This window comes from Streptomyces sp. 6-11-2 (genome assembly GCF_006540305.1).
Taxonomy (GTDB): domain Bacteria; phylum Actinomycetota; class Actinomycetes; order Streptomycetales; family Streptomycetaceae; genus Streptomyces.
The window spans coordinates 52,962-75,559 of record NZ_BJOR01000002.1 but is presented as its reverse complement, the minus strand read 5'-3'; the positions used below and the strand labels follow the sequence as shown (position 1 = coordinate 75,559).

The 22,598-nt window shown below is 72.3% G+C and carries 18 protein-coding genes; 9 read left to right on the top strand and 9 right to left on the bottom strand.

Annotation, left to right across the window (positions count from 1 at the left end):
- The first annotated feature begins 276 nt into the window (after positions 1 to 276).
- The 4 genes from TNCT6_RS36440 to TNCT6_RS36425 all read left to right on the top strand — a co-directional run bounded on the left by TNCT6_RS36440 (position 277) and on the right by TNCT6_RS36425 (position 3,187).
- Complete coding sequence (locus TNCT6_RS36440) at positions 277 to 531, top strand: hypothetical protein (protein ID WP_141367282.1); 255 nt, start codon at positions 277 to 279, stop codon at positions 529 to 531.
- 250 nt (positions 532 to 781) lie between these two features.
- Positions 782 to 1,459, top strand: a complete 678-nt coding sequence (locus TNCT6_RS36435; protein ID WP_141367280.1) for a TetR/AcrR family transcriptional regulator — start codon at positions 782 to 784, stop codon at positions 1,457 to 1,459.
- Positions 1,410 to 2,204: a maleylpyruvate isomerase family mycothiol-dependent enzyme gene (locus tag TNCT6_RS36430; protein ID WP_141367278.1), complete on the top strand. Its 795-nt coding sequence runs from the start codon at positions 1,410 to 1,412 to the stop codon at positions 2,202 to 2,204. The genes TNCT6_RS36435 and TNCT6_RS36430 overlap by 50 nt, the downstream gene beginning before the upstream one ends.
- A gap of 149 nt (positions 2,205 to 2,353) precedes the next feature.
- Complete coding sequence (locus TNCT6_RS36425; protein WP_141367276.1) at positions 2,354 to 3,187, top strand: maleylpyruvate isomerase family mycothiol-dependent enzyme; 834 nt, start codon at positions 2,354 to 2,356, stop codon at positions 3,185 to 3,187.
- Positions 3,188 to 3,232: 45 nt separating this feature from the next.
- Here the strand turns inward: TNCT6_RS36425 and TNCT6_RS36420 are convergent, their stop codons facing one another.
- Positions 3,233 to 5,044, bottom strand: a complete 1,812-nt coding sequence (locus TNCT6_RS36420) for a glycoside hydrolase family 35 protein (protein ID WP_253266501.1) — start codon at positions 5,042 to 5,044, stop codon at positions 3,233 to 3,235.
- A 321-nt stretch (positions 5,045 to 5,365) separates the two neighbouring features.
- On the opposite strand from TNCT6_RS36420, the gene TNCT6_RS36415 reads away from it, so the two are divergent.
- On the top strand, positions 5,366 to 6,409 hold the full coding sequence (locus TNCT6_RS36415; protein ID WP_141367274.1) for a LacI family DNA-binding transcriptional regulator: 1,044 nt from the start codon (positions 5,366 to 5,368) through the stop codon (positions 6,407 to 6,409).
- Positions 6,410 to 6,625: 216 nt separating this feature from the next.
- Positions 6,626 to 10,681: an endo-alpha-N-acetylgalactosaminidase family protein gene (locus TNCT6_RS36410; RefSeq protein ID WP_253266500.1), complete on the top strand. Its 4,056-nt coding sequence runs from the start codon at positions 6,626 to 6,628 to the stop codon at positions 10,679 to 10,681.
- A gap of 62 nt (positions 10,682 to 10,743) precedes the next feature.
- Here the strand turns inward: TNCT6_RS36410 and TNCT6_RS36405 are convergent, their stop codons facing one another.
- A complete protein-coding gene (locus tag TNCT6_RS36405) occupies positions 10,744 to 12,006 on the bottom strand; it encodes a DUF418 domain-containing protein (RefSeq protein ID WP_141367269.1) in 1,263 nt (420 codons plus the stop codon).
- Positions 12,007 to 12,259: 253 nt separating this feature from the next.
- Here TNCT6_RS36405 and TNCT6_RS36400 point away from each other — a divergent pair, with 253 nt between their 5' ends.
- On the top strand, positions 12,260 to 13,144 hold the full coding sequence (locus TNCT6_RS36400; protein WP_373996269.1) for a sensor histidine kinase: 885 nt from the start codon (positions 12,260 to 12,262) through the stop codon (positions 13,142 to 13,144).
- A gap of 50 nt (positions 13,145 to 13,194) precedes the next feature.
- Here TNCT6_RS36400 and TNCT6_RS36395 read toward each other — a convergent pair whose 3' ends face one another.
- The 7 genes from TNCT6_RS36395 to TNCT6_RS36365 form a co-directional block, all read right to left on the bottom strand.
- A complete protein-coding gene (locus tag TNCT6_RS36395) occupies positions 13,195 to 13,932 on the bottom strand; it encodes a hypothetical protein (protein ID WP_141367267.1) in 738 nt (245 codons plus the stop codon).
- Positions 13,933 to 13,969: 37 nt separating this feature from the next.
- Positions 13,970 to 14,761, bottom strand: a complete 792-nt coding sequence (locus TNCT6_RS36390; RefSeq protein ID WP_172633273.1) for an endonuclease/exonuclease/phosphatase family protein — start codon at positions 14,759 to 14,761, stop codon at positions 13,970 to 13,972.
- Entirely contained in the window at positions 14,752 to 16,035 is a 1,284-nt protein-coding gene (locus TNCT6_RS36385; protein WP_141367263.1) for a hypothetical protein, read from the bottom strand. Before TNCT6_RS36385 ends, TNCT6_RS36390 begins: the two co-directional genes overlap by 10 nt.
- Before the next feature lie 94 nt (positions 16,036 to 16,129).
- A complete protein-coding gene (locus tag TNCT6_RS36380) occupies positions 16,130 to 16,684 on the bottom strand; it encodes a hypothetical protein (RefSeq protein ID WP_141367261.1) in 555 nt (184 codons plus the stop codon).
- 164 nt (positions 16,685 to 16,848) lie between these two features.
- Positions 16,849 to 18,123, bottom strand: coding sequence for an ATP-binding protein (locus TNCT6_RS36375; protein ID WP_141367259.1), 1,275 nt, complete (start codon positions 18,121 to 18,123; stop codon positions 16,849 to 16,851).
- A gap of 113 nt (positions 18,124 to 18,236) precedes the next feature.
- Positions 18,237 to 19,103, bottom strand: a complete 867-nt coding sequence (locus tag TNCT6_RS36370) for a class F sortase (RefSeq protein WP_253266498.1) — start codon at positions 19,101 to 19,103, stop codon at positions 18,237 to 18,239.
- Positions 19,104 to 19,240: 137 nt separating this feature from the next.
- A complete protein-coding gene (locus tag TNCT6_RS36365) occupies positions 19,241 to 20,098 on the bottom strand; it encodes a hypothetical protein (protein ID WP_141367257.1) in 858 nt (285 codons plus the stop codon).
- 729 nt (positions 20,099 to 20,827) lie between these two features.
- Here TNCT6_RS36365 and TNCT6_RS36360 point away from each other — a divergent pair.
- On the top strand, positions 20,828 to 21,037 hold the full coding sequence (locus TNCT6_RS36360) for a hypothetical protein (RefSeq protein ID WP_141367255.1): 210 nt from the start codon (positions 20,828 to 20,830) through the stop codon (positions 21,035 to 21,037).
- Between the two features lie 272 nt (positions 21,038 to 21,309).
- Positions 21,310 to 22,557, top strand: a complete 1,248-nt coding sequence (locus TNCT6_RS36355) for an FAD-dependent oxidoreductase (protein WP_141367253.1) — start codon at positions 21,310 to 21,312, stop codon at positions 22,555 to 22,557.
- Positions 22,558 to 22,598 lie beyond the last annotated feature (41 nt).

The following is a 22,598-nucleotide window of genomic DNA, read 5'->3' as shown; positions in this document are numbered from 1 at the left end:
GGTCTGTCCGGGCGGTGACCGTACGGGCGATGGCCGCGATGGCCGTACGGGCGCCACCGACCGTCCGCACGCGTGCGGCCCCACCCGTCCGTACCCGCACCACAACCCACCCGTACACGTGCGGCCCCCCCATCCGTACCCGCACCACAACCCACCCGTACACGTGCGGCCACCCGTCCGTACCCGCACCACAGCCCACCCGTACACGCGCGGCCCCCCATCCGTCCCTGCGCCTCACCGGACCTGCTGAAGCGGACCGACGAGGAGGTCGAGTCCGTGGTCGCCGGGCGCGCCGAGCGGTATCTGCCGGCCCGGACCGAGGCGACCCGCGAGGCGCACGTGGTGCGCCGGCCGGTGGGGCTGCCGGAGGCGACGCCGGCCGCGCTGCGGCTGCGGCGGGCGTTCCCGGACCGCCCTGCGCGACGGGTCGACTGCGCCGGGGACCGGGGGACGCTCCGCCCCAACAGCGAGGCCGCCGTCCGCTGGGCCGAGATCGCCGCCCACCGGGTCCTGTCCGCCGGCGCGCGCTGAGGTCTCACGGCCTGGTGGTCAGGACGACGCTGTAGGCCGCCTTGTCGTGCGGGCACTGCTGGAACGGCTTGTCCCAGAGGCACCACAGCACGTCGAGCAGGCCCAGGAATGGCACGAATCCCATGTCCGCACGTCAACGCCGCGGGCGATCTTGGCAGTTGACCGCTACGAACGCCCGTGTCCCGCGTTGTCCGATCGCGGAACTGACGGGGTATTGACTCCCCTACGCCTATGAGGTTTTCCTAAGGACATGAGGGAGGACCGGAGGCTGCGCCGGCACAACGACACCGTGCGGGAGATCCTCGACATCGCGCTCGAGGTGATGGCGGAGGAAGGCGTTGCCGCGCTGAGCATGGCCGAGGTGGCACGGCGGATGGGCATGCGGCCGCCCTCGCTCTACCAGTACTTCCCGTCCAGGACGGCCGTCTACGACGCCCTGTTCGAGCGAGGGATGCGCGAGACGGTCGACGTCCTGGAGCCGTACCGGGCCATGCTCTCCCGGGACCCGCGCGGCGCCCTCCTGGCGGGCCAGCAGGCGACCGTCGCCTGGGCGATGGCCCATCCGGTCCTGGCACAACTGCTGTACTGGCGGCCCGTGCCCGGGTTCGAACCGACCCCGCGGGCCTTCGAACCCGCGGTGCGGCAACTGGAAATCCTGCTGGCCGCCCTCCAGGCCGCGGTGCGCGCCGGGCAGTTGTCGCCCGCCGCCGCCGAGGAGGACGGGGTGGCCCTCTTCACGGCGCTGATGGCCGGCGTGATCAGCCAGCAGCTCGCCAACGAGCCGTCCGCGCGGGTCGAGGAGGGCCGTTTCACCCGGCTCACGCGGACGACGGTCGACATGTTCTTCCACTTCTACGCCCCCGAGGAGGGCGAGTGCGATGACTCAGACCTACGGGGAGGCCGCACGCCTGCCGCAGACCGGCCGTGACCAGTCGGTCGCGGTCGCCGAGGCGGAAGGCCGGGCCGCGATGGACGTACTCGGCAAGCTCGGGGACGAGGACTGGCACCGTCCCACCGACTGCGTGGAGTGGGACGTGCGCACGTTGGTCTCCCACCTCGTCGCCCAGTGCGAGGACAACATCTCCCTGGCCACCATGGTGCGCAGGGAGATCACGGGCAGGCGGCGCCACCGGGGCATGGGCCCGGTCGACGCGCACATGGCGGCACAGGTCGCCGACCACGCCACCGCCTCCGGACCGGAGTTGGCCGAGCGGTTCACGCTGCTGTGGCCGCGTGCCGTACAGGCCCGTCGGCGCCGCCCGGGACTGATGCGGCGCGCCAGGGTCGACACCGGTGTGGCCGAGGCACCCCGGATGTCCGTGGGCCATCTGCTCGACACCATCTACAACCGCGACCTGTGGATGCACCGCGTCGACCTGGCACGTGCCACGGGACAGCCCCTCGTGGTGGGAGAGCACGACCGGCTCATCGTCGAGCAGGTGATCCGCGACCTGGCCCTGACCTGGTCCGGGGCACCCGTCGTACTGGAGCTCACCGGGCCCGCCGGGGGCACGTGGCTGATCGGCTCGGGGGAGCCCGCGTCGGTCGTGCGGGCGGACGCCGTCGCCTATCTGCGCGCCCTGGGCGGACGCGATCCGGACGTGCCGCTGGAACTGGTCTCCGGATCCGACGCGGCCCTCGCGGCCGCCCGCCGGGCCCGGGTCGTCTTCTGATTCCCCGTCGGGCGCCCTGGGAGCGGACCCGATCGCAACCGTGGGGCAGCCGCCGCGGTACCGGCCCGCCGGTTGCCCGACCCGGTACGCTCGGCCCCCCGCTCCCAGCGGGAACTCGACGTACACAGGGCAGGAAGGGGCCGAAGGGCATGCATCCCACAGTGCGGCCGGGCAACGGGGGACCGTTGCCCGAAGGGCTCGCGGAGGCCATACGTGAGACCGCCGGTGACATCGCCGCGCTGCTGCGGGGCGCGGCCGACCCGGCGCTTCCCGTTCCGCGGTCGGAGTGGACGGTCGGCGAGGCCGCCGCTCATCTGGCGCTGGCCAACGAGCTGATGGCCGACCTCGCGCGCGGGCGGGAACGCCCCTACGGGGACGGCACACCGCAGAGCCTGGCCGCGGCCAACGCGCGGGCCCTCGGCGGGTTCGAGGAGCGCCGACCCGAGCCACTCGCGGCGATGATCGCGGAACAGGCCGAGGCGTTCCTGGACGCCGTGGACCGGCCCGCGGACGAGGGCGCCGCGGACGACCCGGCGCTCGTCACGCCGCTGGGCCCCATGGGCAGGGCCACGCTGGCGTCCTACCTGCTGACGCACATGCTGGGCCACGGCTACGACCTGGCCCGGGCCCTGGGCCGCCCGCACATGGTCGACCGTGCCCGTGTCGGGCTGTGCATGCCGTTCATGCTCCTGGTCATGCCGAGGGTCACCGCCACGTCCGCCGCGGGTATGACGGCGCGTTACACCATCCGCCTGCGCGGCGGCGCCGCGTTCGGTGTCGCTCTCGACGACGGCGCCGTGCACGTGACCCCCGGGCCCGCGATCCGGCCCGACTGCACGATCCTGATCGAACCGGTCGCCTTCCTCCTCATCGCGCTGGGCCGCCTCAACCCGTGGCGAGCCATCTCCCGGGGGCATGTCATCGCCTGGGGCCGCAAGCCCTGGCTCGCGCCCCGCTTCCCGAACCTGTTCGCGGCACCCTGATCCGCTTCCCTGCGGCGCGGACCCCCGGCCGTCCGGTCGGCGCCGCTACGAGGAGAAGGTCTCGACGTACTCCTCGGCCTCCCCCAGCTCCGGCGCGTCGCGCAACTCGATCCGCTCCCCCAGGCGTTCCAGCTCCAGCAGGGTGACGGTGTTCTCGCCCGGCACCAGGAGGGGCGCCGGGACGTACAGCGTCGTCTGGGGGCCGATCTCCCAGTACCGCCCGAGCAGGAAGCCGTTGATCCAGACGAAACCCTTGCCGAAACCGGGACATGCCAGGAAGGTGTCCGCCCGCTCGTCCACCGTGAACCGTGCCGTCGCGAATCCGGCCGGGCCCCGCGGGTCGGTGGCGGCCGCCGCGCGGCCGACCTCCTCCGCCGACCACTCGTCCAGCGGCAGCGGGTGCGCCGTCCAGCCGTGGACCATCCGGCGTCCCACCCGGACATGGCCGAGGACGCCCTTGCCCTGGCCGAGGAGCGGGCCGTAGTTGATCCGCCCCTGGTTCTCGACGAGCAGTTCCAGCCGCACCCGCCGCCCCGTGCCGTGGAGGGTGAGCGAGCCGGCCTCCCGGTCGACCACCCCGGCCGGGATGCCGTCCACGAACACCTGGGCACGGTCGTGCAGTCCGCTGACGGTCAATTCGACGGCGCCCTCGGGGAGTTTCGGATGCGCACGGTAGAGCACCAGGCCGGAGGACTGTCCCAGTTCCTCGAAGCTCGGCGGGTGGGGTGAGTCCACCGCGTGGGAGACGGCTTCCAGCCCGCCCAGCAGTCCGGCGCCCCGGACGACCGGGACGACGCGGGGTGCCAGCAGCGCGGGGTCGCTGGGCAGTGGCTGCTCCGGGAGGCCGGTCACGGCACCGAGCCGGTCGCGCAGGGCGAAGAACTTCGGGGTGAGCCCGCCGTGTTCGGCGATCGGCGCGTCCGAGTCATAGCTGGTCACGGTCGGCTGGATGGCCTCGCCGTCGTGGTTGGCGCCTGCCCAGAGCCCGAAGTTGGTGCCGCCGTGGGCCATGTAGAGGCTCACCGATCCACCCGCGTCGAGGATGTCGCCCAGCGTTCCCGCCGCGCTCCGCGGCGACCGGACGTGGTGCCGTTCCCCCCAGTGGTCGAACCAGCCGTTCCAGAACTCCGCGCAGACGAACGGCTCGCCCCGGCGGCGCGCCCGCAGCAGTGCGGCGGCCTCGGCCGCCTGGGAGCCGAACGTCGCGGTCGCGAGCTCGTCGGGCAGCGTGCCGCCGTCGAGCATCAGCTCGGTCGGGCCGTCGGCCGTGAAGAGCAGTTCGGTGACGCCGCGTTCCACCAGGGCGTCGCGGACCCGGCGCAGATACACGTGGTCGTCGCCGTAGCTGCCGTACTCGTTCTCGATCTGCACCGCGACGACGGGGCCTCCCCGCGCCGCCTGAAGCGCGGCGAGACGCGGGATCAACTGGTCGAACCAGCCCACCACCGCGTCAAGGAAGGGACCGTACGAGGACCGCGGCCGCATCCCCGGGGTGCCCGTCAGCCAGGCGGGCAGCCCGCCGTTGTCCCATTCGGCGCAGATGTACGGGCCGGGTCGCACGATCGCGTCCAGCCCGGCCTCCTGCGCGAGACGGAGGAACCGTTCGACGTCGCACCAGCCGTCGAAGCGCGCTCGGCCCCGCTGCCGTTCGTGGAAGTTCCACGGCACATAGGTGTCGACCGTGTTCAGCCCCAGGGCGGCGAGTCGCGCCAGCCGGTCCGGCCACTGGTCGGGATGAACACGGAAGTAGTGCAGCGACCCGGCGAGGACACGGTGCGGGCGGCCGTGCCGCAGGAGTTCGCCGTCGGGGTGGGACAGGGCAGGCGTCGACCGGGGCATGGGGCGTGCCTCTCTCATGGCGCGGTGGTGCCCGAGGCCGGCCCGCGACCGCGGGGGCCGCGCTCGGGAACGGATCCGGGCGGGACCGCGCTCGCCACTGCCGCCCTGCGCGTGGTTGGCTTCCTCACGGCCCCTCCTTCGACGTGGGGTGGGGAGAGCGGAACCCGGCTCCCCTTCGGTCCGCCGCACGGCCGGGATACGCTGACGTGCCGGAACTATGACACACGATGATAGCGATGCCAATGGCGGGCTGCCGACACTGCGAGGGGTGCTCCGAGCAGCATGGACGCCGCTGTGCGGGCGCTATCATCGCGGTGGGACGAGCGGACGAGGACACGCATGAAGCAACGGAGCGAAGGCGACGGCGCCGCACGGCCCCCGGGCATGACCGATGTCGCCCGGCTCGCCGGGGTCTCCCCGCAGACCGTGTCGCGGACCCTGTCCGGCCACCCCAACGTGCGGGAGAGGACGCGGGCCAAGGTCCTCGCGGCCGTCGACCAGCTCGGGTACCGCAAGAACAACGCGGCGCGGATGCTGTCGTCCGGCCGCAGCCGCACCATCGGCGTGGTGACGCTGCAGACCACCTTCTACTCGCGCACCGCCGTGCTGTACGGCATCGAGAGCGCGGCGCGGGAGGCGGGCTACTCGGTCTCCACCGCCACCACCGCCTCCCTGGACACCTCCGCCATCGAGGCAGCGCTGGCGCGGCTCGCGGAGCAGGGTGTCGAAGGGATCGTCCTCGCCGTCCCGCTGATCCATGTGAGCAGGCGGATCGAGCAGCTCACGGGCTCGGTTCCCACCGTCACCATCGACGGGTCGCGCACCTCCGCCACCGAGGTGGTGGCCATCGACCAGACCCAGGCCGCACGCCTGGCCACCCGGCATCTGCTGGACCTCGGGCACGAGACGGTCTGGCACGTCGCCGGGCCGCGCGAGTGGCTCGACGCGGTCAGCCGCGCCCAGGGCTGGCGCGACACGCTGGAGGCCGAGGGCAGAAGCGTCCCACCCGAGCTGGAGGGTGACTGGTCGCCCGCGTCCGGGTACCGCAACGGCCTCGTCCTGGGCCGGATCCCGGACGTCACGGCGGTCTTCGTGGCCAGCGACGAGATGGCGTTCGGAGTGATCCGGGCGCTGCACGAGCTCGGCAGGCGGGTGCCCGACGACATCTCCGTCGTCGGCGTCGACGACATCGCCCTGGCCGAGTACTGCTCGCCGTCGCTGACCACCGTCGCCCAGCCGTTCACGCAGATGGGAGCTCTCGCCGTCTCCCATCTGATGCGCCATCTGGAGAACCCGGACGCCGCCCCCGAACCCGCGTCCGTCGAGCCGGCCCTGGTCGTGCGCGCGAGCACCGCGCCGATGCGGCGGGGCGGCGGCCGGTAGGGATCCTTCCGCTCCGGCCGAGGACGGCCGGCGGCGGACGCCGTTGTCCGGCGATGCACAGCAGTGCCATGCACATCAGGGAATCACTGTCGGCGTCTGGTGTTATCGATGCCATTCCCCTACTGTCTCCCCCGCCCCATCAGCGTCATGACGGCCCCGGCAGGGGCCACGCGTCTTCCTCGCTCTCCCGTACCGGAGTCATCAGGAGGCCCCATCGTGGATGCCATCCACCCGCACCGCCCTCGACGCACACCCCGGTCAAGAACGGGCGCCGCCGCCGCGACCGCCGCGCTGCTCACCCTGGGCACGCTGACGGCCGGCGCCCTTCCCGCCCATGCCGGCCCGGCCACCGTGTCCACGACGGCGGCACCGGCTCCCCCGGACCACCCCGCGACACCGGTCGAGCTGACCGGTCCCGGCCTGAGGGTCCAGGTGGCCAAGGAGTTCCCGCAGGTCATCTCGTACACGATGGGCGGCAGAACGCTCGGCGGCCAGGCTCGGACCCTGGACACCTTCATCGTCGACGGCACGGCGCACACCGCCACCACGACCATGACGGCGCACGGCAACCAGGCCGTCTACACCTCGGTCTTCGCCGATCTGCCGGACCTCACCATCACCTCGACGATCACGGTGACCGACGAGCGGACCGTCGTCTTCGCGGTGAAGAGCATCGAGGGCGCCGCCGCCTCCACCGTCGACCAGCTGTCGATCCCCGACCAGTCACTCGTCTCCGCCGACTCCTCCTCCCCGCAGACGACCCTGGCGCGTACGAAGATCTCGACGAACTCGACCACCACGGCCGACGAGTTCGTCCCGATCACCGCCGCCACGGCCCCCGACAAGGCCGCCGTCGGCACGCCGTACGGCTTCGTGAGCAACGGCGATCTGGCGGGCGGCGTCATCACCAACGCCACCGACGACTCCGCGCAGGACAACAACGACAACTGGAACACCCGCCTTCAGTCGCGGATCGTGGACGCGGGCAACGGCGCCCGGCGCGCGGAGCTGTCGGCCGGCACGTACACCTACGCGCCCCGGGGCGCCACCGACCCGCGGGTGAGGACGTACGCCCTGCCCAAGGCGACCGTCGTACTTGCCGCGGACGCCAACGGGGACGGCCGGGTGGACTGGCAGGACGGCGCCATCGCCTACCGCGACCACATGCCCCGGCCACTCGGCGCGGACCGGGTGCCCGAGCGCGTCGTGCAGCACATCCCGTTCAACTTCGCCAGCCAGGCGACCAATCCGTTCCTCAAGACCCTCGACAACGTCAAACGCGTCTCGATGGCCACCGACGACCTCGGCCAGTGGGTCCTGGAGAAGGGCTACGCGAGCGAGGGCCACGACTCGGCCCACCCGGACTACGGCGGCAACTACAACACCCGGGCGGGCGGGCTCGCCGACCTGAACAAGCTCACCAAGGCCGGTGCCGAGTACAACTCCGACTTCGCCGTGCACGTGAACGCCACCGAGGCGTACCCGCAGGCGAAGAACTTCAGTGAGGCCCTGGTCAAGGGCCAGGTCAACGGCTGGGACTGGCTGAACCAGTCGTACCACATCGACCAGCGCGCCGACCTGGGCTCCGGAGCCGTCCTCGACCGGTTCGAGCAGCTGCGCCGCGAGGCCCCGGGCGTCAAGGGCCTCTACATAGACGTCTACTACTCCAGCGGCTGGCTGGCCGACTCGCTGGCGGCGCGGCTGCGGACGATGGGCTTCGAGGTCGCGACCGAGTGGGCCTACAAGTTCGAGGGCACGTCGACCTGGTCCCACTGGGCGAGCGACAAGGGCTACGGCGGCGCCACCAACAAGGGCATCAACTCCAACATCGTCCGGTTCATCGCCAACTCCGACCGCGACGTGTGGAACGTGGACCCGCTGCTCGGCGGCGCCAGCGTCAAGGAGTTCGAGGGCTGGACCGGCCACGACGACTTCAACGCCTTCTACCGGAACATCTGGACCGACAACCTGCCGACCAAGTTCCTCCAGCACTACCAGGTCATGAACTGGGACTTCGGCAAGTCCGCCACCCTCACCGGCGGCGTCCGGGTCACGATGGCCGACGGCAGACGCCAGGTGTCGATGGACGACGCGGTCGTGCTCGACGGCGACACCTATCTGCTGCCCTGGGGCGAGGCGAAGGGCGGCAACGGCACCTCCTCGCCGAGCCGGGCCGACAAGATGTACTACTACAGCGCCTCCGGCGGCACCCACACCTTCGGCCTGACCCGGCAGTTCGCCTCCACCCGCAACTTCACGCTGTACAAGCTCACCGACCAGGGCCGGGTCAAGGCCGCCCAGGTGAAGGCCCAGGACGGGCGGGTGACGCTCACCGGCGACAAGGACCAGCCCTACGTCCTGGTGCCGAACGGGAACCGGGCCCCGCACCGGGACGCGCACTACGGCGAGGGCACCGGCCTGGCCGACCCCGGCTTCAACGCCGGTGACCTGGACGCCTGGAACCCGCGGGGCGGGGCGGCGGTCGCGCGCAGCGCCACCGGTGACAACGTCGTGCGGCTCGGCGCCGGCGAGTCCGGCATCTCCCAGCAGGTCAAGGACCTCAAGCCGGGCCGGCGGTACACGCTGAGCGCCCATGTCGAGGTCGCCGCCGGGCAGCGCCGCGCCGTCACCCTGGGTGTGACCGGCGACGGGGTGAGGGCGCACAACGGTTTCGACACCACCCCGCTGCGGAACACCATGGCCGCCGACTCCGAGCAGGGCACCTACGCGCAGCGCGCGTCCGTCGCCTTCACCGCGCCCAACGACGGCAAGGTCACCGTGGCGATCGGGGCGGCCGCCGGGGGCGCGGCGGTCACGCTCGACGACGTGCGGATCATGGCCGACACCTCCACGCCGCTGCCGCGGGGCGAGAACGGCCCGTCCGGCGGCACCGTGGTCGCCCACGACGACTTCGAGGGCAACCAGCCCGGCTGGGGACCGTTCGTGAAGGGCGACGCGGGCGGCTCCACCGACCCGCGCACCAGCATCAGCGACCTGCACGCCCCGTACAGCCAGAAGATCTGGAAGAACACCTACTCGCCCTACGTCTCGGGGACCCTCAAGGGCCAGGCGGTGGACGACGTCGTCGGCGGGAAGCACTCGCTGAAGGCCCACGAGGAGAACACGGGGCTGGTGTACCGGACGGTCCCCGCCACGGTACCGTTCGTCGCCGGGCACACGTACGCGGTCTCGTTCCGCTACCAGACCAACGTCGAGGGCCAGTGGGCCTGGGTGACGGGAGCGGACCGGGTCGGGGACGGCAAGGTGGTCTCCAAGGACATCACCCGTGAGACGCTCGCCCCCGCGCTGGACACCGCGACCTACTCCAAGGAGATCGTCGCCGGCTGCGGCGACACCTGGGTCGGCCTGCGCAAGCTCGGCGGCGCGGCCGGTACGGACTTCGTCCTCGACGACTTCCGTGTGACCGACCTCGGCCCGGTGAGCGGCGGCGCCGCCTGCGCGAGCGTGGCCACCCCGGCCGGCACGGATCTGAGCCCCGGTGTGCCGGGCGAGTACGTCACGACGTTCACCAACAACGAGCAGAGCGACGTCACGAACGTCGCCCTGCGGCTCGACGGCCTGCCCGACGGCTGGACCGCGATGGTCGAGAAGCGCGACGGCAACCTCTTCGACAGCGTGAAGCCGGGCGCGACCGTGAGCACTACCTGGATCCTGACCCCGCCGGCGAGCGCCGCGGGGACGTCGGCGGCCTGGAAGGCGACGGCCGTCTACGCCGACTCCGGCGTCACCAAGACGGTGTCGGCGGACGCCAGGGCGACGGTCTCGACCGAGCCGGTCCTCTCGCCCGGCTCGATGACGGCGACCGCCGACTCGGAGAACCTCTCCTCGGGACCGGCGGAGGGCCCGGTGTCCAACGTGCTGGACGGTGACGCGGGCACCATCTGGCACACCGACTACAGCCACGGGAACGCGCCGTACCCGCACTGGGTGACGCTGAAGCCGACCGGTCCGGCCGACGTGAACGGCTTCGGCTACCTCGACCGGCAGAGCGGCGGTCAGAACGGCCGTGTGGGGGACTACGAGGTGGCCGTCTCCGACGACGGCCGCACCTGGACCACGGTGGCCAGGGGCACCCTCGTCGACTCGCCGCAGATGCAGCGCGTCTCCTTCCCCTCGGTGCGCGCCTCCTACGTGAGGTTCACCGCGCTGAACGCGCTCAACGGCCAGCCGTTCGCGGCCGCCGCCGAGATGCGCGTGTACGGCACTCCGGTGGACCTGCCCACCGGGTACCCGCCGGCCGATCGGCCGTAGCGGCACGGACAGGGCCTGCCGAGCCACCGGTGTGTTCACCACCGGTGGCTCGGCAGGCCCGTCTACGGGACGTGCCGGGCCGGGCCGGTGGCCAGGTGGAGCAGGGACTCCAGGGGGCCGCGCCGGAACAGCCTGGTCCATGCCGTGGCCAGCAGCACGGCGGCGGCGATGAAGGTGAGGAGCACCGGAAGCGCGGACATCCCGTCGTCGTCGATCACGGCCACGTGCCAGACGTCGGAGAGCAGCCACAGGGCGACGATGTGCAGGACGTACACGGTCAGCGCGGTCATGCCGACCGCGGCGACGGGCCTGGCCGCGCGCGTGAGCCGTGGCAGCCGGTCGGCGACGGTCAGGCACGCGGCCATCACGGCCAGGGCCACGCCCGTGTTGCCGAGGACGGAGAACGTCGTCTCACTGTGCGGTGCGGCCACCAGCAGCCAGGCGGGCGGGATGTGGTGCCCGGTGTCGCCGACCCGGTCGGACCACCACGCCGAGTTCGCCGCGCCGCCGTCCGTGGCGGCCGAGACGGCCGACAGGGCGCGCGGGACCAGGCGCAGGGCCAGCCAGGAGCCGCCGTAGCCGAGCAGGACGAGGGCGCCGCCCGCGGCGGCCAGCCGGGACCGGACGCCGGTCCGGGTGAGGTCGAGCCGGGCCACCGCCATGCCCGCGATCACGTACGGCACCCAGGCGAGGACCGGATACCCCCCGGTGAACAGCAGTTCGATGACGCCGCCCGTGCCGGTGATCCGGGCCAGCGGGTCCCGGGCGACGACCGCGTCCGCCCAGTGCCCCTCCTCGATCGACCTCCGCACCACGTAGAGGATCTGCGGCAGGACGAGCGCACCGGCGGCGGCGATGAGCGCCAGCGCCCCGGCCCGCAGCCGGTACAGCGGCAGGACGGCCAGGAAGAGCAGTCCGTAGAAGCTGAGGATCACCTCGACGCCGGTGTCGAGGGCGGTCAGGGCGTAGCCGAGCGGGACGAGGACAGCGGAGCGGATCATGATCCTGGCCATCGCCTGACGGCCGGCCCGCCCGGTCCGGGGGCGCGGCCGGCCGGTCAGGATGATCAGCGAGAAGCCGGCCAGCAGCGCGAAGAGCGCGGACGACCGGCCCCGTGCCGCCTCCAGCAGGAACCCCACCGGTCCGCCCACGGTCACGTCGGGGCCGACATGGGCGGAGTACATGCCGAAGACCGCGAGTCCGCGGGCCAGGTCGATGCCGATCAGCCGTCCCGTCGACGGGGGCCCGGCGTGGGTGGCGGTGGGCTCGGTCCCCGGCCCGGACGGCGCCTGGGACGGCACGGCCGACGATGCGTTCTGCGTCATGTCATCAGACTCTGTCAAATTCCTGGCACGACGTACATGTCTCCTTTCCGGAGACACCCGGCCGACCGGCCGGAGCCGCCCGGCCGGTCGACGGGAGCCGCGGCCGCCGGCCGGCAGGAGGCGCCTGCGGTCCGCGAGCGGACGGACACCCCCCGTGATACAGATCGAGCGACGGGCTGCGACGAGCGGAGCGCACGTGATCCGGGTGGTGGTGGTCGACGACGAGGCCCTGGTCCGCGGGGGCTTCACGCACATCCTCAACACGGCGGACGACATCGAGGTCGTGGCGGCCGTCGACGGCGGCCGGGCCGACGCGACCACCGACTTCCTGCCCTGGCCCTGGTCGTCCCTGAAGGCCGCCGAACTCACCCGCACCGGCAGCCTGTTCCACCTCAGCTACACGCTGGCCACCGCGGCCGCGCCCGTCTTCCTGGGCCAGCTGGTGCAGGCCCGCCGCGATCTGTCCCTCCGGCTCGCCGAGATCTCCGAGGCCCGCGCGTACGAACGGCTGCTGACCGCTCAGAGCGTCCTGGCGAAGGAACGCGCGCAGCTCGCCCGGGAGATGCACGATGTGGTGTCCCACCAGGTCAGCCTGATCGCCGTCCAGGCCGGCGCGCTCCAGGTGGCCGGACCCGACACCGGGACGCGGAAAGCCGCGGCGACCATCCGGCGGCTCAGTGTGGAGACCCTCGACGAGCTGCGGCACATGGTCAGCGTCCTGCGCGCCTCCGGCAGCCGCCCCACCGAGCTGACCCCCCAGCCGTCCCTCGCCGACCTGCGGCGGCTGGTGGACGGCAGCGGCATCGAGGCGGAACTGAAGACGGACCTGCCCGAGGACCTTCCTCCCCCGGTTCAGCGCGCCGTCTACCGCACCGTGCAGGAGGCCCTGACCAACATCCGCAAACACGCGCCCGGTGCCAGGGCGACCGTCCGTGTCCAGCACGGCGGCGGCACCCTGCGCGCCACGGTCGCCAACACCGCCCCCACCCGGCCCGCCCTGCCACTGCCCAGCGCCCGCCACGGCCTGGCGGGCCTGCGCCAGCGCGCCGAACTCCTCGGCGGCACCGTCACCTCCGGGCCCACGGCCGACGGGGGCTACGAACTCCTCCTGGAACTGCCGACCGGCGACCCGTCGTGACCACCCGCGGCGAAGGGACCGCGGCGGCGGAGCCGTGGGACGGCATGGCCTCAGGCGGCCCGGGCGCCGGCCCCGAGTGCCCTGGCCAGCATGGAGAGTTCGGACAGGTAGTCGTCCTCGCTCAGGGGCTCCTTCTCGACGGCTCCGGGTCGCGCGTCCGACCGGGTGAACACATCGGTGTGCGGGCTGCGTCCGCCGCCCGTCTCCAGGAACAGCGTCACGGTCGGCTCGCTCGTGTCGCACCATGCGCGGTGCAGGGTGTGCGCGGGCAGGGCGTAGGAGGAGCCCGCGGTGTACCGGGCGGTGTGGAGCGACCGCAGCCGCGCCGGTCCCAGGGCGGTGAGCTGCCAGTGCGCGTCGTGTTCCGACAGTGATTCGCGGTACCGGGTCGCGGTGATGCCGCCGTCGGGGGACGGCTCGTACAGCTCCATGCCGAGCCGTCCCCGGACCACGCAGGACGCGAGCGGTGAACGGTGGTTGTGGATGTCCTCCGGGCCGGTGCCCTCCACCTCCGGCTGCCACAGGTGGGCGCGCAGCCTGTGCCGGTGGCCCCCGTCGATCAGCAGCAGTTTACGGAAGCCGAGGACGTGTCGGTACGAGTAGCGCGCGTGGGCCGCCGGGTCGCCCGCTCCCGAGGCGAGTTCCGTGACCAGCTCCACCAGCCTTCCGGGACGGGCCAGTTCGGCGACGGCCGCTCGGGCGGCGTCCAGCAGCCGGTCCTCGGGCATATCGCGTCCCACCGCTTCGGCCAGGGTCCGCCGGGCTGCCGTGATGTGGGCTGTTCCCATGCCTGCCTCGTGGATGCTCGCAGTGGATGAGTGTCGTTCATCGGCCGGGACCGGTGGGCAGACGGAACTGCGCGACGCACGCCCTGTGGTCGGAGAAGTTGTCGACGACCTCGGTACGGTTCACGGCGATGCCGGGGCCGTAGAGGATGTCGTCCACGGACCTGTCCTTGTAGGTGGGCCGGCCGTCGATCGAGCTGGCGAGCGGAAGGGTGCCCGCGCCGAGGACCAGTCGGCGTGCCGGTGTGTTGAAGTCCCCGCAGACCAGCGTGAGGCGGCTGTTCGCATGGCGGCCGAGCTCCCCGGCCAGCGAGTCCCAGACCTCCTTGAACTCCGCCTCGTCGGGCTCCCGGCGGAACAGGTAGAAGGGCAGGACGTGCAGTGAGGTCACGTCGACCTCCGTTTCCCCCAGGGGGAAGGTGGCCGTCACCAGACCCTTGTCGTGGCTGTGGATCTCCTGTCCCCCGATCGTCGTGCGCAGACCGGGGTTGGGCAGCCGGTGCTGCCGGTACCGGCTCAACGGGAACCGCCCGGCCACCGCCACCCCGCTGAGCCGGCCCGGGAAGAAGGACGATTCGTGCAGCGGAAGGACCGCGGTGTGCCGCAGCGCCGTCCTCCTCGTGATGTGGTCGAGGAGTTCCGACGTCCCGCGGTCGTCGAATCCGACCTCCTGGAAGGCGACGATGTCGACGCGCCGGTGCGTGAGGAAACGGACGACCTCCTCCACGACGCCGGCGGAGCACGGATGCGTTCCTCCCGACGCCGGAACGCCCTCGTGCAGATTCCAGCTGGCGACCGTCAGCGTGTGGTCGGGCCTCGGGGCTACGGGCATGCCGTCGTCCTCAACGCGAAGTCCCTCAGGGTGCTCGTGCCCTGATAGGTCATCCAGATCGGTCTCGTGTCGTCGTGCCATCGCCAGGCGCCGTCCTTGTAGTTCTTGAGGATGTCGGCCACGGCTCCCCTCAGTTTCTCCTCGCAGCCGGGAGTTCCGGGAAGCATCAGGGCCCTCGCGACCCAGGCCGCGGTGAAGTGTCCGATGAGCAGCGCGTCCACCGTGCCGTCGTCGACGGGGCGGCGGAGCTGCTCGTCCGTGGTCCGCACGTCGAGGTCCGCGGCGCACAGCCAGCGGACCCCGGAGCGGGCCGCGTTCCTGTACACCGCCCCGTCGGCGAGGACGCCCGCGGCTCGGTGGAGGGCGAGCGCGGCACGGGCCGTGTGGGCGGCGGACTTCGCCGCACTGTGCAGGTTTTCACCCCAGTGGGCGACAGGGGCCGCCTCGTCGTCCTCCCGTTGGGCCCCGTCGAGCAGCCGGCGGGCCAGCCACGGGAGTTTCGGTGACGCCGGAGCCACCTCCGCCAGTGTGGAGATCGCGACCGTGAGCACGGTCGTACGGTTCATTCCGACGGGATCCTCCTGCGGATCCAGCATCCGCTCGAGGAGGTTGACGAGTTCGGCCTTGGTCCCGTTGTCCAGGCCGCCGCGGAACATGGCGGCCAGAACCCACGCGGTGATCTCGGGTCTGCCCCGGTCGCGCTGGGTGCTGGCGGCCCATCCCCCGCCCGGCTTCTGCAGGGCGAGCAGGGAGTCGATCACGCGCCGCCGGCTGATGCGGGGGTCGCGTATGTCGAACGCCGTGATCATCCGCAGACCGTACGAGCTGCCGACCGCCGTGGGCGGCACGTGATGGTCGTTCAGGTACTGCGACCAGCCGGCCAGATCGGCACCCCGGTGGCGCACCTCGCGGAACTCGGCGAGCACACCGTGGGCCGAGTCGTCGACCACACGCCTGACGGACGGCGCCGCGGACCCCGGTGGCGGCGGGGCGGGTGCGGGCGCGGAGGCCTCACCGGCGTACCGCTGCCCGGCCAGGCGCAGCGCGAGGCCGATGCACAGGGCGCACAGACCGGCGAACAGATAGCGGAGAACGGCGACGCTGAACCAGTCCTCGGGCAGTACGTAGTCGAGGACGGCCTTGTAGGCGACGAGAGCCGCGCTGAACGGGCCGAGAGAGACCAGTGCGGCCTTGATCCGCTGTGCGGTGTTCGCGGTGTCCCCGGGCGCGGCCGGGGTCGAGGTGTCAGGACGTACTCGATTGGTGTGGGCCATCCTGTCCCCCCGAAGACGCGCCCGCGCAGCGACAGCGCCAGGATAGACCCGGGATGCCCGGTTGGTCGTCCGCCGGGACGGCGGTCCCGCGCCGTCAGGACCTCCATCGCACATAGGACTTGAAGGCCCGGCCGGGCAGCCGGGCGGCGAGGCGGTCCTGGCTGTGGCGGGACAGGCCGGCGAACGCGCAGCCGATCGCCGGGGTGGCGAGGAGCGCGATGAGGACGGCGACCAGTGCCGCGTCGAGCGCGCTCTCCCTCTGGTAGCCGCCGAGGATCAGGGCGCGGACCCGGATCCGTCCTCCCGCCTCGCCCTCCGCCCAGTGCAGGACCGCGGCCGTGTCGACGAGGCTTCCGTCCTCGGCGACGAACGACCCGGAGCAGGCCACGCTCTTGCCTCCCCTGCCGCTCTCCTCGCGATGGCACTCGCGGGCCGTGAACATGCCCGGGGTGCCCGCCCATCCCACCGCGGAGGCGGCCACCGTGCCCAGCAGCACGACGCCGGTCAGGAACACGGCGGACCCGCACCACCACACGAGCCGCCGGAGCGGGGCGTTCGCGGACGCGTCCGCTCGATCGGCCAGTTTCCGCAGGGTCCGCTGCCGGTCCGCGCCGATGCCCCATCCGGCGCCCCCCGGGGCGCCGGGCACGCGGTACGTGCTCGCGCGACCGGCCGCGGCCCTGCGGCGCCGCGCTCTCCGGCGCCGCGCCGACCTGTTGCGTGACCTCGCCACACCTGCCTCCCACCCGACCGCGGCGTCGCCGCCGGCACGTCGGCTCCGTCGTCGACGTCGGCCCGGCATCGTCGCCCGTCTCAGAGGCGACTGTACGTCTCGATGTCCTCGGTGAACTCCTCGATCGCCTGCGCGGTGAGCGTGGGCCGGGTGTCGGCGATGGCGTCGAGGTAGTCCTCGGTGGTGGCCGGACGGCCCTGTCGATGCGCGACCTCGCGTTCGAACGCCGCCTGCGCGCCCTTGCGGGCGGCGAACTCGATGTCGGCGGGGGTGAACAGCTCGCTGGCGGCGACCAGTTGTGCCACGTCCACCGAGTCGGTGGCCCGGAGGTAGCGGTCCCAGATCGCCGAGCGGGCCGTCGCGTCGGGGGGTCCGATCGGGATGACGTAGTCGAACCGGCCCGGCCGCAGGAACGCCGGATCGAGGGAGCGCACCGAGTTCGTGGCGCAGGCGAGCAGCCGGGAGTCGTGCTCGCGGAAGCCCGGTATGAGCTTCAGCAGTTCGTTGGTCACCCCGTGCCCAGGGTCCACCGCCATGCCGGATCGCACACCGGCGATCTCCTCGACCTCGTCGATGAAGAGCAGCACCGTGTCCAGTTCCGCCAGATCGGCGAACACCACCCGAAGCGCCGTCGCCAGTCCCTCGCTCGTGTCGGCGGCGAGCCGGGACGGGAAGAGTTCCACGAACGGCCAGCCGAGCCGTGAGGCCACCGCCTTGGCGAAACTGGTCTTCCCGGTGCCGGGCGGGCCGAAGAGGATGACCCCTTTCGGCGGGGCGACGCCGTAACGGTCGGCGAGCGCCGGCTCCGCCAGGGGGAGCACGACACGCCGTTCGACGACCTGCTTCTCCCGTTCCATGCCGGCCATGGCGTCCCAGAGACCCTCGGGAAGCATGCGACCACCCAGTTCCGTGAGGGCGCCGGCGTCGGAGGGTCCCTGCGGTTCGAGTTTCTCGTAGTAGACCAGGTCGTCCCGGAAGCGGTAGCCGCAGTGTTCCAGGGCCGTGGTTCCGGCGGCGCCGGGGGGCAGCAGGGCGCTGATGCGACGCACGCCCAGTGCCCTCAGACGCCGTTCCAGTTCGGTGAGGAGGGCGCTGCCGATGCCGCGCCGGCGCCACCGGGCGGCGAGCGCCACCAGGAGGACCCATCCTCGCTGGCCGCTCGCCCGTGCCGCGGCCATGCCCACCAGTTCGTCACCCACGACGGCGACCACGGCGTTCTGTCCGGCCCGGGCCTCGGCCATCACCTCCGAGACCGGGAAGACCGGATCCTCGTCGGCCTGCCGGCTCTCCTCCCAGATCAGGATCGCCTGGTCAAGATCGTCGTCGCGATAGTCGCGCAGGTGCCATGCGGGCATCGCAACCCCCTCACCGCTCCCGGCAGTCCATTGTCTCCGCTGGGGCGCCGGGCGGCGAGCCATGCAGGCCGGGGTGGGTGCGACACGCACGGGTACGCACCCTTCCCGGTCCGTCAGCGTCGTGAGCCCGAGTCGAGGTGGGCGAACACGACCACGTTCTCCTGGTAGCCCCCCTTGGCGCGGTCGAACTTCCCGCCGCAGGTGATCAGCCGCAACTGGGGAGTCGCGGTGTCCGCGTAGACCCTGTCGTCGGGGAAGTGCGCCTTGCTGAAGGCGTCGATGGAGTCGACCTTGAAGCGGGCGACGGTGCCGTCCGCGCGGGTGATGTTCACGACGGCTCCGGGTTCGAGCGAGTCCAGCTCGGCGAAGACCGCGGGACCGGTCTTCGTGTCCAGATGACCGACGACGACCGAGGCTCCGCGCTCGCCGGGCGACGGCCCGCCCTTGAACCATCCGACCAGGTTGGTGTTGTTGGCCGGCGGCGGGTTCAGTTGTCCCGAGGCGTTGACGGACAGTTTGGTGAACGGCGCGTCCACCCCGATCTTCGGGATCGAGATCCGCGTCGGTTCCGAGCGGGGCAACGACTTGCCGGCTTTGGCGCCGGACTTGATGCCGGTCCTGGTGTGGGTTCCGGGGTCGGTCGTCGAGCCGGCCCTGGGATCGGTCGTCGAGCCGGCCCTGGGGTCGATCGTCGAGCCAGTCCTGGGGTCGGTCGTCGAGCCGGTCCTGGTGCCGGTCGTCGAGCCGGTCCTGGTGCCGGTGTCGACGCTCGGCTCCGGCGACATGGGGGCCAGGGAGGTGACCGCCGCCGGACGGTTCGTGTGCGTGGGGTGCGCCACGGGCGCGGCGACCAGGGAGTTGTGAATGAGGGCGATGCCCAGCCCGACCGCTGCCGCGGGCCACAGCAGGCGGAGCCGGAAACGACGCCTGGCGGGCTTGATCCCGCTCTGCTCCGTCTGGGGCGGCTGCTGAGAAGCCATGGACGGTGCCTTTCGTCAAGAGGTGGTACTGGCCGCGGGCGACGGTTGGGGCCGGCCGCCGCTGCCGCGGCCCGCGCTGCCCCCCTGGGGAGGTGACGCGGACCGTGGCAGCCCAGCGACAAACAAGAGCGGCCCGATCAGACCGCGGAGGGGTCCGACGCCTGACGGCGGCGGAGCATGTACGCACCAGCGCCCAGGCCGCCGAGCAGCAGCGCGGCCCCCGCCCCGAGGCCCAGGGTGTTGGAGGACTGAGCCAGCCCGCCACCGCCGGCCTGCACGCCACCCTGCAGCCGGCCCTCACGGCCCTCACCACGGCCTTCGCCGCGACCCTCGCCACGGTCCTCGCCGCCGTTGTCACGGCCCTCGTGACCCTCGTCACTGTCGCCGCGCTCGTCCTCGTCACGACCACCGCGGTCGCCCTCGGCCTTCAACATGGCAAGGGCTCCGCCACCGGCCTGCACGCCACCCTGCGGCCGGCCCTCACGGCCCTCACGGCCCTCACCACGGCCTTCGCCGCGACCCTCGCCACGGCCCTTGTCGCCCTTCTCACGGCCCTTGCGACCCTCGTCACCGTCGCCGCGCTCGTCCTCGTCACGACCACCGCGGTCGCCCTCGGCCTTCAACATGGCAAGGGCTCCGCCACCGGCCTGCACGCCACCCTGCGGCCGGCCCTCACGGCCCTCACCACGGCCTTCGCCGCGATCCTCGCCACGGCCCTTGTCGCGACCCTCGCCACGCTCCTCGCCGCCGTTGTCGCGGCCCTCGCCGCCCTTGTCGCCGTAGTCGCGGCCTTCGTCGTCGCCGCGGTCCTCGCCCTTCTGGCCCTCGTCGCTGTCGTTGTCGTCGGAGTCCTCGCCGCCGGAGTTGTCGGCCTTGGCGGCCTGCTGCTGCGAGGAGGGGAGCGCGGTCAGGGTCACCGCGCTCGCAGCAGGGACGGAGAACGCCACAGCCGCGGCCAGGGCCGCGGAGGTGAACAGAGTACGGGTGATACGCATGGGTGTTCCTTCCGTCACGACTGCGAGAGCCGGCCCAACGCCCACTCAATCGGGAATCGCAGCCGCGACGTGATCACCTTCAGCGGAAATCTGACGCCCCACCACCTGAGCGTCGCATCCGGGCTACTGACGCCCTCTCCATACCGCCGCACGAGGGAACGAGGAGCGTCCTTGGCCGCGGCTGCCCCTCGCTTGGGTCGGGAAGGGCCCCATCCCGTTGTCCGGGTCGATCTCCCGCTCTCCGGAGCCGTCCGCGGGCCGCCCGTGGGCCGAACGAAGCCATGCGGGGGTCTGCGGCCCGTTCCGGCCATCCGTATGGCCCACAGCCGATCGGTGACAGCCCGTCTTCAGCGTCGAACATCCATCCGTCTTTGGTAAACCCGCGCACTGAATACGCAAAGAGGACACAAGGAATCATAAAACCACACAAAGACGCGACGGTCGCGCACCGCCGCACGCGCGTCACGCGTTCGGAACAACGGCGGGGACGGAATCGGCACCCGAATGCCGTACGGCGTGTGCCGAAGCATCCCCGAAGTCGTGGGCACGCCTGCACAGATAGGTCACCGGTGCGGTCAACCCTCTTGACGGGGCGCACAGGTTGAGTGGAGACCCCGGCCGGCTCCGTGCTTGGATCCTTCGCGTCGCGGGGGTGATCCAGTCGCGACCCGCACACTGCCCCCAGCGGGTCGGCCCCCGTCGGCGGACATCCGTACGAAGGGAAGTTTCATGAACACCGCTCCCCGGATCCGGACGGCCGAGATCTCCGAGGCCGCGCTCGACGACATCTCCGGCGGTCTGAGCCCGCACGCCGGCATCGCCGTCGGCCCCACGGCGGTCTGCGACGCGGACCTGCTGGGCCAGGTCGCCGCCACCGGCGAACAGGTCCTCGGCACCGTCGGCCAGTACCGCCAGGCGAATGTCAGCGTCTCCTTCTGAGCTGCGCTGACCTGCACTGACCTGCGCTGACCGGCACGGATCGGCACCGGCCCGCGCCATGGACCGGCCTCCCGGCGGGCACGGGCGACACCCGCGCCCGCCGGGCACGGCGGACCCGCCACCGGGCCACGGTTTCGGATCGCGCTTTGGCTTCGGGACGCGCTTCCGGACCGTGGTTCCGGACCGCTCAGAGGGTCCGCCCGCCACGTCCCTCGGGGAGTATAATTTTCATCATCCGATGAATTACTGCTCTCCTGAGAGGCAGGGCCGTGATGGAGCGGACCACGTGTTGTGTGGTGGGGGGCGGTCCCGCGGGCATGGTGTTCGCCCTGCTGCTGGCCCGGTCGGGCGTACGCGTGACCGTGCTGGAACAGCACGGCGACTTCCTGCGCGACTTCCGCGGCGACACCGTGCACCCCTCGACCTTGGCGTTGCTGGACGACCTGGGGCTGGCCGAGCGCTTCGCGCGGCTGCCCCAGCGCCGGGTGCGCACCGTCCAACTGCCCGCCGGACCCGGCCGGTCGATGGTGACGGTCGCGGACCTCACCGCGCTTCCCGGCCCGTACAACTACGTCGCGATGGTGCCCCAGTGGGACCTGCTCGACCTCCTCGTGGACGAGGCCCGGCGCGAGCCGTCCTTCGACGTGCGCATGAACACCGAGGCGACCTCCTTCCTGATCGAGCGCGGACGGGTCACCGGGGTGCGCTACCGCACCTCCGACGGCCGCACCGGTGAACTGCGCGCGGTCCTCACGGTCGCCTGCGACGGCCGCGGTTCACTGGCCCGCTCGCGGCCGGAACTGGGGCTGCGCCGTTTCGACTGCCCGATGGACGCCTGGTGGTTCCGGCTGCCGCGGCACGAGGGCGACCCGAGCGGACTGGTCGGCGGCGCGGGCGACCGCTTCCTGACCGCGATGATCGACCGCGGGTCGTACTGGCAGTGCGCCGCGCTCATCCCCAAGGGCACCGACGCCGAGCGCCGCGCCGCCGGCCTCGACCGCTTCCTGGCCGATTTCGCCACCGCCGTGCCCTGGGTCGCGGACCGCACGCACACCCTGCGCTCCTGGGACGAGGTCAAGCTCCTGGACGTGCGGCTGGACCGGCTGCGCCGCTGGCACCGGCCGGGACTGCTGTGCATCGGCGACGCCGCGCACGCGATGTCCCCGGTCTTCGGCATCGGCATCAACCTCGCCGTGGAGGACGCCGTCGCCGCCGCCCGGCACTTGGTCGAGCCACTGCGCCGAGGGACCGTGGGCCTGCGCGACGTACGCGCCGTGCAGCGCCGCCGCCGTCCCACCACCATCGTGACGCAGGGGCTGCAACGGGCCGCCCACGCCGGATTCATCGCGCCCGTCCTGCGGGGGCGGCAACCCCTCGGCAGCGCCGCCCGGGCCCGGCGCACCGCCGGCCTGCTCACCGGATCCCGGCCGGTCCGGCGGCTGCCCGCGTACTTCCTCGCCTACGGCGCGCTGCGCGAGCGCCCACCGGAGGGCGCCGTGCGCCGACTCCGGCGCACGTAAGACCGGTAGGCCGGAAGAACGGTAGACCGGTAGGCCGGTAG